This is a genomic window from Rhizobium sp. CFBP 13644 (assembly GCF_014842165.1).
GTDB lineage: Bacteria > Pseudomonadota > Alphaproteobacteria > Rhizobiales > Rhizobiaceae > Agrobacterium > Agrobacterium tumefaciens_C.
This window is the reverse complement of the sequence record NZ_JACYVF010000006.1, coordinates 78,670-91,747: the sequence shown is the minus strand read 5'-3', so window position 1 is coordinate 91,747 and position 13,078 is coordinate 78,670. Positions and strand designations below refer to the sequence as shown.

7 protein-coding genes are annotated in these 13,078 nt (G+C 59.0%); 3 read left to right on the top strand and 4 right to left on the bottom strand.

The window, feature by feature from the left end:
- The first annotated feature begins 145 nt into the window (after positions 1 to 145).
- Entirely contained in the window at positions 146 to 5,593 is a 5,448-nt protein-coding gene (locus IFT53_RS15725; RefSeq protein ID WP_192066198.1) for an alpha-2-macroglobulin family protein, read from the top strand.
- Positions 5,590 to 7,671, top strand: a complete 2,082-nt coding sequence (gene pbpC, locus IFT53_RS15720) for a penicillin-binding protein 1C (protein WP_192066200.1) — start codon at positions 5,590 to 5,592, stop codon at positions 7,669 to 7,671. The genes IFT53_RS15725 and pbpC overlap by 4 nt, the downstream gene beginning before the upstream one ends.
- A 48-nt stretch (positions 7,672 to 7,719) precedes the next feature.
- Here pbpC and IFT53_RS15715 read toward each other — a convergent pair whose 3' ends face one another.
- The 4 genes from IFT53_RS15715 to IFT53_RS15700 all read right to left on the bottom strand — a co-directional run bounded on the left by IFT53_RS15715 (position 7,720) and on the right by IFT53_RS15700 (position 11,897).
- Positions 7,720 to 8,472 (bottom strand): ABC transporter ATP-binding protein, encoded by a 753-nt coding sequence (locus IFT53_RS15715; RefSeq protein WP_192066201.1) that lies wholly within the window; start codon positions 8,470 to 8,472, stop codon positions 7,720 to 7,722.
- Positions 8,466 to 9,533 carry a FecCD family ABC transporter permease gene (locus IFT53_RS15710; protein ID WP_042616900.1) on the bottom strand — a complete coding sequence of 356 codons (1,068 nt, stop codon included), beginning with the start codon at positions 9,531 to 9,533 and terminating at the stop codon, positions 8,466 to 8,468. Before IFT53_RS15710 ends, IFT53_RS15715 begins: the two co-directional genes overlap by 7 nt.
- On the bottom strand, positions 9,534 to 10,667 hold the full coding sequence (locus IFT53_RS15705) for an ABC transporter substrate-binding protein (RefSeq protein ID WP_446737683.1): 1,134 nt from the start codon (positions 10,665 to 10,667) through the stop codon (positions 9,534 to 9,536).
- A 96-nt stretch (positions 10,668 to 10,763) separates the two neighbouring features.
- Positions 10,764 to 11,897, bottom strand: a complete 1,134-nt coding sequence (locus IFT53_RS15700; RefSeq protein WP_192066204.1) for an ABC transporter substrate-binding protein — start codon at positions 11,895 to 11,897, stop codon at positions 10,764 to 10,766.
- Between the two features lie 108 nt (positions 11,898 to 12,005).
- Here IFT53_RS15700 and IFT53_RS15695 point away from each other — a divergent pair, with 108 nt between their 5' ends.
- Complete coding sequence (locus IFT53_RS15695; protein WP_192066206.1) at positions 12,006 to 12,818, top strand: class I SAM-dependent methyltransferase; 813 nt, start codon at positions 12,006 to 12,008, stop codon at positions 12,816 to 12,818.
- The last annotated feature ends 260 nt before the right edge of the window (positions 12,819 to 13,078 follow it).

The following is a 13,078-nucleotide window of genomic DNA, read 5'->3' as shown; positions in this document are numbered from 1 at the left end:
AAGTCGTAATATGAGTTGAAAGCCGGTGGCCGCAATCAAGCGCCGCTCTACCCACACCCCTTATTCCTCTTCATCACTTTGCGTTGACTTTCGCTTATAAATCCCCCCAGAGTCGGCGCGGTCATGCAGACCGGGGGAGGGACTGATGTCCATGCGTGGTGTTATGAAAATCCTGTTGTTCGTTGTCGCGGCATTGACCGTTCAACCGCTCGCAGCGCAGGAAGCGACGCGCAAGGTCGTCACCACCCAAAACGGCGATTATTTCGGTTTCGATTTGCGCACGGAGCAGAATGTCTCCCTGCCGCAATGCGAAGACATCTGCATCAATGACACCTCCTGCAAGGCTTTCACCTATAATCCCAAGGTGCAATGGTGCTTCCTGAAATCGGATTTCAACCAGCTTAACGCCTTTCCCGGCGCTGTAGCTGGAAAGGTCGTGGAGGTTGCCAGCGAGCCGGATATCGGCGCGCCGCAAAAGCTCTCTTTCGTCGATGACAGCCTTTATCTGCAAGCCAGACGCCTGAAGGCTGGCCTGCCAGACGCCGTAGACGGACAAGATGTTGAAAGCCTGCTTTCGCTCGCCCAACAGCAATCCGATGCGACCAATCTCATAGCGGCGACTGACAATTACAAGGCAGCGCTTGCGCTGGACCCGGAAGATAGCGCCGTCTGGGCCGGCCTTGCGCGCACTGCGGCCAAAGTCGAGAATAATTACGAAGTGTCGGGCCAGGCGGCAGCAGCCGCGCTCAACGCCTATTCGCTCAGCCGCACCGTGTCCGCACGGGTGGAGGCGCTCAACGCGCTGGCATTTGCGTTTGAAAAGACGCAGAGCTACCGCGCTGCCCTCAACAGCTACAAGGCAAGCCTTGCGCTTTCCGATAATGCCCAGACCCGCGCCACCTATGCCGATTTGAAGACCCGTCAGGGCTTCCGCGTCATCAACAACACGGTCGATACCGATAGTGTCAGCCCGCGTGCCTGCATCCAGTTTTCAGAGGCGCTCGTCAAACAGGGCGTGGATTATTCCTCCTTCGTCACTTTGGATGGCGCAGCGCCAAAAGCCATGGAAGCCAAGGGTTCCGAGATTTGCGTGGAAGGCTTGACCCACGGCCAGCGCTACAAGATCGCGCTGCGCGCCGGTCTTCCGTCTTCGGTTGCAGAACCGCTGGAAAAGCAGGTCGATCTCGATATTTACGTGCGCGATAGATCCGGTTCGGTGCGCTTTACGGGGGAGAATTTCGTGCTTCCCGGCACCGCCCGCCGCGGCATTCCGCTTGTGTCCGTCAATGTCACCAGCGCCAATCTCAAGCTTTACCGTGTGGGTGATCGCAACATCACCGCGCTGCTCAGCAACTCGCAATTCCTGACGCAGATGGATGGTTACGGCACGGACCGCATTGAAAGCGAAATCGGCGAACTCGTCTGGCAGGGCGGCATCGATATCCAGAACGAGCTGAACAAGGATGTCGTCACCAGCGTGCCCGTTGATGAAGCCTTGCCGCAGCGCAAGCCCGGCATTTATGTTCTGACAGCCGTTCCCCCCACAACACCGGGTGAGAACTGGGATTCACGCGCGACGCAATGGTTCCTCGTCTCCGATACCGGCATCACCACCTATGCCGGAACGGATGGTCTCAATGTCTTCGTGCGGGCTTTAAGCACCGCAAAACCGCTTGCGGGCGTTGATCTTCAGCTTCTGGCCAAGAACAATGAAATCCTCGGCACCGCCAAGACGGATGCGGATGGCCGCGCCGTGTTTTCTGCGGGGCTGATGCGCGGCACGGCGGGTCAGGCACCTGCCATCATCACGGCACGCAACGGTGCCGATGACTATGTTTTTCTGGATATGACCCGCGCCGGTTTCGATCTGTCGGACCGTGGCGTCACTGGTCGCGCCGCCCCCGGCGCGCTGGATGTTTTCAGCTGGACGGAACGGGGCATCTACCGCGCTGGCGAAACCGTGCATGCGGCGGCGCTAGCGCGTGATATCGAAGGCAATGCGGTGGAGAACCTGCCGCTCACCTTCATTTTCTCGCGCCCCGATGGCGTGGAAGATCGTCGCTTCGTGCGCAGTGGCGAAGCATTGGGCGGCTACGCCGTGGACTTCGCCTTGCAGGACAGCGCCATGCGGGGCACCTGGACCGTGCGTGTTCACACCGACCCGAAAACCTCAGCCATCAGCGAAAAATCCTTTCTGGTCGATGATTTCGTGCCGGATCGCACCGAATTCACCCTGACCAGCGACGCCAAGCAGATCGATCCCGCCGCTGATACGGCTGTGAATGTCGATGGCCGCTATCTCTATGGCGCGCCTGCATCCGGCCTTGAGCTTGAGGGCGAGGTTGCTCTGAAGGCAACACGCACCCGGCCGGATTACGAAGGCTATGTTTTCGGCCTCGCCGATGAGGAATCACAGGAAGAAAGCCGCACCACGCTGGATGCCCTGCCGGTGCTGGATGAAGAGGGTAAGGCGAGTTTCGATGTGTCGCTGGGCGATCTTCCATCCACCACACAGTTTCTGTCCGCCAACATCACCGTGCGCATGCGCGAGGCCGGTGGCCGCGCTGTCGAGCGTTCATTGACGCTGCCGGTCAAATCCGAAACACCGATGATCGGCATCAAGCCGCAATTTTCCGGCGATCTTCCGGAAAACGCCATTGGCCGTTTCCACGTCATCGGCTTGGGTGCCGATGGCGTCAAACAGCCGATGAGCAGGCTGACATGGAAGCTCATCAAGGTCGAGCGGAACTATCAGTGGTATCGTCAGGGCAGTTCCTGGCGCTATGAACCTGTCGTCTACACCAAGCAGGTTGAGACCGGCGCCTTGTCGGTGGATGCAAACGGCGGCGAGATTTCCGTTCCCGCCACATGGGGCCGCTACCGTCTGGAGGTCGAATCCGCAGAGGCTGGTGGACCGACATCGAGCGTGGAATTCGATGCTGGCTGGTTCGTCTCCGCAAGCTCGACCGAAACCCCGGATGCGCTGGAAATCGCGCTCGACAGGCAAAGCTATAAAATCGGCGATACTGCCAAATTGCAGGTCACATCCCGCTATGCTGGCCAGTTGATGGTGGTTTCAGGCTCTGAAAAGCTGATCGCCGTTCAGAATGTCGATATCGGAGAGAAGGGCGGAGAGGTCGAAATTCCCGTTACCGAAGCATGGGGCGCGGGTTCCTACGTTACCGCCACCCTGTTTCGTCCCGGTGATGCGCAGGAAAGCCGCATGCCCATGCGCGCCATCGGCGTGAAATGGCTGGCGGTCGATCCCGGTGAACGCAAGCTCGGCATCGCATTGGATATTCCCAAGCAAACACTGCCGCGTCAGGCGCTGGAAATACCCGTGCACGTGTCGGGCGCCGGTGCTGGCGACAAGGCCTATGTCACGGTCGCGGCTGTGGATGTCGGCATTCTCAACCTTACCCGTTACGAACCACCCAAGCCGGATGAATGGTATTTCGGCCAGCGGCGTCTCGGCCTTGAAATCCGCGATATCTATGGCCGTCTGATCGATGGTTCGCTGGGTGCCACCGGGCGTCTCAGAACCGGTGGTGATGGTGGTCAGGTCGCCCTTCAGGGCAGCCCACCGAAGGAAAAGCTTGTGGCCTTCTTTGCCGGTCCGGTTGAACTGGATGGCGATGGCAAGGCAACGATCCGTTTTGATATTCCGCAGTTCAACGGCACGGCCCGCGTCATGGCTGTGGCCTGGACAAAAACCGGTGTCGGCCATGCCGTGTCCGATGTCGTCATCCGCGATCCCGTTGTGATCACCGCCAGCGCACCGAAATTCCTTAGCCCCGGCGATGTCTCGCAAATGCGCATCGATATCGCCAATACGGATGGTGAGGCGGGCGATTATACGCTCGGCATCGCCAGCAACATGGCGCTGACGGTTGATCAGGGTGAAGTCTCGCAGACACTCGCCTTGCAGAAGGGCGGCAAGACATCGCTGACTGTTCCGTTGACCGGCGAAAATCCCGGCGATGGTGCCATCACCATCACGCTTGCCAATGCAAACGGCCTGTCGTTGGAGCAGGTGTTGAACATTCCGGTGCGCCCTTCCGTGCTGCCGGTCACAACAAGGCGCAATATCAAGATCGCACCCAATAGCAGCCTCTCGGTGGATGGCGCATTGCTTGCAGACAGCATGCTTCTAGGCTCATCCGTCGCGGTCAACGTCACCCGGTCTCCAGCTTTCGATGTGCCCGCATTGGTCATGATGCTCGACAAATACCCCTATGGCTGCGCCGAGCAGACCACCAGCCGCGCCTTGCCTCTGCTCTACGTGACAGAGCTGATGAAGCAACGCGGCGGTGCCGAGGATCCGGATCTGCGCAAGCGGGTGCAGGATGCGATCTATCGCGTGCTATCCTTCCAGTCTTCCTCGGGAAGCTTTGGCTTGTGGGCTCCGGGTGAGGGCGATTTGTGGCTGGATTCCTACATCACGGACTTCCTGACCCGCGCCCGCGAACAGTCCTATGACGTGCCTGAGGCCGCCATGGTGCAGGCGCTGACCAATCTGCAAAATGGTCTGGCCTATGACAGCAATGTCAAGGATCGCGGCAACGAAATCGCCTACTCGCTCTATGTTCTCGCCCGCAACCGCAAGGCCGCCATCAATGATCTGCGCTATTATGCGGATACGGCTCTGAAGGATTTCCCGACCCCGCTTGCCAAGGCGCAACTGGCTTCGGCGTTGTCGCTCTATGGAGATGCGGCGCGGTCCAAGGCCGTCTTCGGTGCATCGCTTTCCATGGCGGCCGCCACCACCAAGGTCAGCCTTGCGCGGTCGGATTATGGCTCGGTGCTGCGCGATAGCGCAGCCTCGCTCGCCCTCGCCGCCGAAAGCCGCCCTGTGCCAGCGGTCGTGCCGCAACTGGCCAGCGCTGTTTCCAAGGCATGGGATGCAAAAGCCTATACCAGCACGCAGGAACAGGCGTGGATGCTTCTCGCCGCACGCGCGCTGAAGGGCGAAGACAAGGATGTGAAGCTGGATATCAATGGTTCACTTGAAACGGGCGGATATGCCAAAAACATAGCTGGCGATGATCTTCTGCAATCTCCGATCAAGATCACCAACGTGTCGAAAGATCCTGTTACGGCTGTCATCACCACGGTCGCTCCACCGGCCCAGCCACTGCCTGCGGGCGGCGATGGTTTCGAGATCACCAAGACCTATTATTCGCTTGAGGGCGAGGAAGTGAATATCAGCGAGGCCACGCAAAACGAGCGTTATGTGGTGGTTCTCTCGGTCACGCCCAAACATGATTGGCAACAGCGCATTATGCTAACAGATCTTCTGCCCTCGGGCTTTGAGATCGATAATCCGAGCCTCGTCAACAGTGCGGCCCTGTCCAACTTCGACTGGTTGCCGGAAACTGAAGCCGCCCATACCGAATTCCGCTATGACCGTTTCGTCGCAGCTTTTGATCGTACCGCTGGCGAAAGCGGCGATATCACGCTTGCCTATGTGGTTCGTGCTGTCACACCCGGAACTTACGATAACCCGGCGGCATCGGTGGAAGATATGTATCGTCCGCAGTTTTCGGCCCGCACGGCCACTGGCCGAATGGAGGTCAGCGCGGCGCAGCAATGATCAGGTGGCGGGCGTTCATTGGCGGGTTCGTGTTCGCAGCAGCCCTGACCGGCGCTGCGGTTTACGGGCTCGACCGTCTGGACCGCGCCTTTCCGCCACCTTTGCAAAACGCCCGGGTAGTCTCGCAGGAACTGCTGGATAAAGACGGCAAGCTGCTTCGCGCCTTCGCCACGCCTGAGGGGCGCTGGCAGCTCCACACGAGTGCCGCCGATGTCGATCCGCAATTTGTGAAAATGCTGGTCGCCTATGAGGATCAGCGGTTCTTCGAGCATGGCGGCGTGGATTTTCAGGCGCTGGCACGGGCCGGATGGCAGTTGCTCACCAATGGCCGCATCGTCTCGGGCGCATCGACCCTGTCCATGCAGGTGGCGCGGTTGATAGAGCCGCGTGCCGACCGTTCACTCAGCGCCAAGCTGCTCCAGATGGTGCGCGCCATCCAGATCGAGCGGCGGCTGACTAAGAGCCAAATTATCGACCTCTATCTCAACATCGCGCCCTATGGCGGCAATCTGGAAGGTGTCAGGGCCGCGAGCCTCGCGTGGTTCGGCAAGGACCCGCGACGGCTTGAAACGGCTGAAGCTGCCCTTCTCGTCGCGCTTCCGCAATTGCCGGAAAAACGGAGGCCGGATCGTTACCCGCAAGCCGCAAAACAGGCGCGGGAACGCGTGCTGCAACGGCTTGCCGTTTCCGAAGTTGTGGGAGAAGGCGAGGCGGCGCGGGCTTCTATCGCCGCCATTCCGGCAAGGCGCATAGACCTGCCGTCTTATGCTCCGCATCTCGCGCAAGCGGCCCGCGCCAAATTTCCAACGTCCGTCACCATAGGCTCGACGCTGCGTCTGCCCGTTCAAAAAGAGCTGGAAGATCTGGCACGCCGTTCGGCTGAAAAACTGGGCGACAGAGTTTCCATCGCCATCGTCATGGCAGACAGCACGACGGGCGACATCATAGCCGAGGTCGGCTCGTCCGATTTTCTCGATAGTTCCCGCCGGGGCTGGGTGGAAATGTCGCGTGCCGTGCGCTCTCCCGGTTCGACGCTGAAGCCCTTCATCTATGGTCTGGCCTTCGAGAACGGCCTCATCGCGCAGGAAACGGTCATCGAAGATCGCCCGGCGGATTTTTCCGGTTATCGTCCGCGCAATTTCGACATGCAATATCAGGGCGATGTCTCCATTCGCCAGGCCCTGCAACTTTCCCTCAACGTGCCCTCGGTGCGCCTGCTGGATGCCGTCAGCCCCGCTGCCCTCATGGTCCGCTTTCGCCGCGCCTCGGTGAAGCTGACCCTGCCAAAGGCCGAGGCTCCGGGGCTGGCCATTGCGCTTGGTGGTGCCGGTCTGTCCCTGGTTGATCTCGTGCAACTTTACGCCCCCCTTGCCAATGGCGGCCAACCTGTTGCGCTGGGGGATGGTGTTCGAAGTGCGCCTGAAGTGCTGGATGTCGATCCGCTGTTTTCAAAGGCGGCCATCTGGAACATCACCGATATTCTCTCCGACGTTCTGCCGCCGCTTGGCATGAAGCAGCGCGGCATCGCTTATAAGACCGGCACCAGCTATGGTTATCGCGACGCATGGTCTGTTGGTTTTGATGGCCGTTACGTCATCGGCGTATGGGCCGGGCGGGCCGACAATGGCTCGGTTCCCGGGCTTGCGGGTTATGTGTCGGCAGCGCCCATCCTGTTTGAGGCCTTCGCGAAATCAGGCGTCGCCATCACGCCCTTTCCCGCACCACCGTCAGGCATAACACGGCTGGCCTATCGGGATCTTCCCGCAAACCAGGCCCGCTTCAGCGTCACGAGTAGCGGTCTTTTATCCACATCGCGGCGCGAAGCCTCGCCGCAGATCGTCTATCCGCCGGAAGGGGCACGCATCGAACTCACAAGCCAGAGCGGCAGCCTGTCGCCGCTGGTTCTGAAGCTGCAAGGCGGCCGTGCGCCGTTCCATTGGCTGGCCAATGGCAAGCCGCTGCCAGAGCCTTCGCGCCGCCGAAGCTCCGAATGGTTGCCTGAGGGGCAGGGCTTTTCGACGTTGACGGTCATCGATGCGGACGGACGTGCATCGAGCGTTCGCATTTTCGTGGAGTAGGCCGTCTAAGACATGCCGCCCTGTTGGACGGCACGTCTGTTGCTCACGTCAAGCCGTGCCATCCACCAGAATGAAGGGCTGTCCCTTGGAGCACATCTCGATGCGCGCTTCCACCCGGTAGATTCGACGCAGCATGTCGCTGGTGATGACATCGCCCGTGCGGCCACTCACCGCCATCGCACCACCGGCAATCACGAGCGTGTGCTCGCAGTAGCGCAGCGCATGGTTCAGGTCATGCAGCGCAATCAGCACGATCATGCCTTGGCTGCGGGCAAGCTTGGAGATGAAATCGAGCACCTCCACCTGTCTGTGCAGGTCCAGCGCCGAAGTCGGCTCGTCCATCAGCAGCACTTCCGGCTTGCGCACCAGCGCCTGCGCCAGCGAAACGAGCTGGCGTTGTCCGCCAGACAATTCACCAAGGCCACGGAAAGCCAGCTCGCCGATGTTGAGCGCCTTCAATATGGCATCGATTTCCGCCAGCTCATCATCATGCACCTTCCAGCTACTGCCCTGCTTGGCAGACAGAAGAATGGATTCGTAGACCGTCAGAACTGCATTGGCACCCGTATCCTGCGGCATGTAGCAGATGGTGCGTGGGCCTTTATCCGTCTGTGACAGGGTCACGACACCGGGGCCGTTGATGAGGCCCGCAATGCGCTTGAACAGCGTAGATTTTCCAGCCGCATTGGGACCGATCACGGCAGTCACGCTTCCGGCTTCCAGCATGTCCATGGTCACATCGGCCAGCACCGTGATGCGCCCGTATTTGGCGCCAACATCCTGAAGGGCGAGGGCTACCATGCGCGTCTCCTGTTGGAGAAGATGAGGACAAAGAAGAAGGGAACGCCAACCAGTGCCGTGATGACGCCGATGGGCAGAATGGCGCCGGGGATCAGCACCTTGCTGACAACTGACGTAACCGAAAGCAGCAACGCACCGCAAATGACCGAGCCGGGCAGGAAGAAGCGCTGGTCCTCACCCACCACCATGCGGGCAATATGCGGGCCGACTAGGCCGATAAAGCCGATGGTGCCGACGAAGGAAACGGGGATGGAGGCCAGCAGGCTGACGGTGAGCATGGTGTGAAGCCGCAGGCGGCGCACATTGATGCCCATGCTCGCGGCCTTGTCATCACCCAGACGCAGGGCCGTTAGTGCCCAGGCATTTTTCATGAACAGGGGAACGGTCAGCACCAGAATGGCGGCTGTTACATAGACCTTGGCCCATGTTGCCTTGGTCAGGCTGCCCATCGTCCAGAACACAACGGCGGCCAGCGCCTGTTCGGATGCCAGATATTCCAGCATGGAAAGAGCGGCGTTGAAGGTAAAGACCAGCGCGATGCCCAAAAGCACGATGGTCTCAACGGTCACGCCGCGCATGGTCGATGCGAAGTGAATGAAGAGAGCCGCGACCATGGCCATGACGAAGGCGTTGATGGGCACCATATATTCGACCGCACCGGGAAAAAGCGCGACACCGCCAACCAGCGCAAGGGCGGCACCGAAGCTGGCGGCCGCTGAAATGCCCAGCGTAAACGGGCTTGCAAGCGGGTTGGCCAGAATGGTCTGCATCTGCGCACCAGCCACGGAAAGCGATGCGCCAACCGTGACCGCCATCAGCGCAATCGGCATGCGAATGTCCCAGATGACGACGCGCAACTGGTTGGCAACACCCGTGGGATCAAGGATCGCGCTGACGACTTGCGAGAGCGTGTAACGAGCCGGTCCAAGCGCCATATCTGTCGCAAGGCTGAGACAAAGGGCAACGACCAGCCCGATCAGGATCAGAATGCGCCGGGCGGCAAGGGCGCGGTATTGCGCGCCACCTGTCTCTTCAGTCACGGTTTCCACGATGGATGCCATTTATTGTGCGCCTTCCAGTGAAACGAAATATCCCGGCTTGTAGGTCACGGGCAGGAATTTTTTATGAAATTCCGCGAAGTTCTTTTCCGGGTCGAGGTCTGCAAACAGCTCGGGGTGGAACCATTTGGCAAATTGCTGGATCGGCGCGAATTCATACGGTGCGCCATAAAACTGGTGCCACACCGCGTGGACATGGCCCTTCTTCACGGCATCCAGCTCTGAAAACGGAGTGCGCTCCATCAGCTTTGCCAGCCGCTGACGGGCCACAACCATATCGGCACCGCGCCCTGCCGGGACGAACTGGTTGATGTCGGATTCTGCCGCCCAGTTGGAGCCGGTCACGATGACATGCTCGGGATTGGACACGATCAACTGCTCTGGGTTGAGATCGCCGAATGTTGTCTTGAACACTTCGGAGCCGATGTTCTTTCCACCGGCCTCATCAATCATCTTGCCGAAATTGGCCGGGCCGAATGTGCGGCAGCAGTTGTTTTCGCCTGATATGCCCGGTGCGCGCTCAATGAAGACGACGGGGCGCTTCAGGTCTTTGACGGAAGCCAGCCGGTCGGTGACCAGCGCGATCTGGTCTTTGCGGTAGGCCAGGAATTCCTCCGCGCCGCGCTCGGCACCGAAGATCTGGCCGAGGGTTCGCACCGAGTTTTCGCTGTTCTTTTCAGGGTTGAGGCGGAAATCCAGATAGACGACCTTGATGCCCGCGGCGGCTGCCTTTTCTTCAAGGCCGCTTTCCTTGGCGCCCTTTTCCGCTTCAAGATTGAGGGTGAGCACATCAGGCGAAAGCGCAATGGCTTTTTCCAGGCTGAAATCGCCCTGCGGAATATAGCCGAAGCGCGGCAGATCGGCGATCTGCGGGAAGCGCTCGACATACGCCTTGTAGCTATCAGGGTCCTTGGTCAGAAAATCATCGCGCCAGCCGACAATGGTGTCGAATGTCTTGTCGCCCTTGAGTGCCGCAATAACGTGGATCTGCCGTGCTTCGCCAACAATGACGCGCTTTGCGGGCAGGTCGATATCGACCTTGCGACCGGCAGCGTCGATAATTTCTGCTGAAAGCGCAGGTGCTGCGATGAGCGCGATGGCGAGGGCAGCGATCCGCGTGAGCATGGTGCGGGACATGGTCATTCCTTTTCGATCTGGAAACGCAATCGGCAAGGCCCTGTCGTCAGGCCTTGCCTTGATGCTGGACAGCGCTCCTCCTTCGCCGCCCCTGTCTTACTTGTCGTCCTTCAGGGACACGAAGTAGCCGGGCTTGTAATCAAGCGGCAGGAAACGGGCATGCAGTTCCTTGAAGGTTGCTTCAGGGTCGAGTTCCTTGAACAGCTCAGGGTGCAGCCACTTGGCAATTTCCTGAATGGCCACGAACTGGTACGGGTTGTTGTAGAACTGGTGCCAGATGGCGTGGACATTGCCATCCGCAACCGCCTTGACGCCGGTAAAGGCTGGGCGCTTGGTCAGATTTTCCAGCTTGCGGCGTGCTTCTTTCAGGTCTGCGCCATAGCCAACGCCCACCCAGTTGCCGCCGGGAACATAGGCTTCCCACTTGCCGCCGGTGATGATGATCTGGTCAGGGTTGGATGCGATAATCTGTTCTGGGTTAACAGTGCCGAAAGTGCCGGGGATGATGCCCTTGGCCATGTTGATGCCACCGGCGAGTTCGACCATCTTGCCGAAATTCTCGTTGCCGAAGGACATGCAGCAATCTTCGGAATATCCACCGGCGCGCTCAACGAAAACGACGGGGCGCTTTGGATTTTCTTTTGCCAGAACGTCGGTGACGCGGCTGATGCTGTCTGCACGGAACTTGATGAAGTCTTCCGCAACATCCGACTTGCCCATCAGCTTGCCCATGACGCGCATGCTTGGCTCTGTGTTTTCCATCGGCTTTTCACGGAAATCGACGTAAACCAGGGGAATGCCGACCTTGCCAAGCTTTTCGATGTAGCCGGCTTCTTCCGTTGCGGTCTTGGCGTCGACGTTCATCAGGATGACGTCGGGCTTCAGCGCAACAGCCTGTTCGATATCGAACGTGCCATCCTTCATGCCGCCGAATGTCGGCAGCTTGGCGATTTCAGGGTATTTTGCGAGATAGGCCTGATAGGACTCAGGGTCGGCCTTCGGCAGGTCATCGCGCCAGCCCACAACGTGTTCGAAGGGGTTGCTCTTGTCCAGCGCTGCGAGGAAGTAGATCTGGCGGCCTTCGCCCAGAATGACGTGCTTTACCGGGACATTGACCTCGACATCGCGACCGGTCACATCCTTGACCGTTACCTTTTCGGCAAAGGCGGGCAAGACGGTTGAAACGAGAAGACCCATTGCAAGAATGGCGGATTTGCCTCTAATGCGCATCGAAATTGTTCTCCGGTAAAAACTGTTTGCGCTTTATGGTTTTATGATTGCAATAGTCAAGTTTTATCTTTTAGACAGTTTCTAAGGCAGAGATTTGGGAAGACGGAAATGGTAACGGGTGCTAACAAATACGGTAACAATTTCAGCCTGCGCGATGAGATCAAGGCCTATTGGTCCCAGCGCGCCCCGACATTTGATCTGTCTCCCGGCCACGAAATTTTCTCCGAGGAAGAGCGCGCTGCATGGCACCGTCTTGTGGAAAAGCATCTTGGGCGCGGCGAGGGTAGAACTGCGCTCGACCTTGCCTCCGGCACCGGCGTCATTTCACACCTCATGGATGATCTGGGTTACCGCGTCACCGGGCTGGACTGGGCAGAGCCCATGCTGGAGCGCGCCAAGGCCAAAGCGGCAAGCCGAAACCGCAGCATCACATTTCGCATGGGCGATGCTGAGAACACCATGGAGCCTGAGAACGCCCATGATGTCATCATCAACCGACATCTGGTCTGGACATTGGTGGACCCGCAGGCGGCGTTTACGGAATGGCTGCGGGTGTTGAAGCCCGGCGGCAAGGTGCTGATTGTCGATGGTGATTTTGTCAATGTTAGCACGACCGAAAAGCTGTTGAAGAAACTCGCCGCCTGGCTGCAAAAATATGGCGTGTTGAAAGCCGATCCGTTGCATGCCACGGCAGAGATGATGGGTATCCACAACTCTATCCTGTCACGTGTCTATTTTTCTCAAGGCGCGCGGGCCGAGGCGGTCGCGGCACTTTTGCGTGAGGCGGGTTTTGAAAATGTCGTCATCGATACCGATCTTCGCGCCATCCATAAAACTCAGGCGAAGAACTGGAATATGCTGAAAGCAGCAGCCAGAGGCATCCAGCACCGCTTCGCCATTTCGGCAACCAAGCCGGGCTGACCGATAATCGGACAGGGTAAATCGTCACGCGGCGCAGGAGCGCCCGTGATCTGCTTTCATCAAACCGGAAGAGCACACGCAAATGCGGTGATGTCTCTGGTCTGTATGGCTGTCTGGCGTCCGCATTTGCGTGGCCATTGCTCTTTTCGGTGTTTCAAAGGTGGAACGACCGGGCCGGGGCGTTAATGACCCAGTCCAGCCGTTTGTATTTCGCTCCAATGGGTTTTGCGCTGCGCGTTCGAGACCCGGAATAGCATCTC

Bases quoted from the DNA above. Each gene is read 5' to 3' on its own strand.
- IFT53_RS15725 (WP_192066198.1), top strand. From the start codon at position 146: ATGTCCATGCGTGGTGTTATGAAAATCCTGTTGTTCGTTGTCGCGGCA.
- pbpC (WP_192066200.1), top strand. From the start codon at position 5,590: ATGATCAGGTGGCGGGCGTTCATTGGCGGGTTCGTGTTCGCAGCAGCC.
- IFT53_RS15715 (WP_192066201.1), bottom strand. From the start codon at position 8,472: ATGGTAGCCCTCGCCCTTCAGGATGTTGGCGCCAAATACGGGCGCATC.
- IFT53_RS15710 (WP_042616900.1), bottom strand. From the start codon at position 9,533: ATGGCATCCATCGTGGAAACCGTGACTGAAGAGACAGGTGGCGCGCAA.
- IFT53_RS15705 (WP_446737683.1), bottom strand. From the start codon at position 10,667: ATGTCCCGCACCATGCTCACGCGGATCGCTGCCCTCGCCATCGCGCTC.
- IFT53_RS15700 (WP_192066204.1), bottom strand. From the start codon at position 11,897: ATGCGCATTAGAGGCAAATCCGCCATTCTTGCAATGGGTCTTCTCGTT.
- IFT53_RS15695 (WP_192066206.1), top strand. From the start codon at position 12,006: ATGGTAACGGGTGCTAACAAATACGGTAACAATTTCAGCCTGCGCGAT.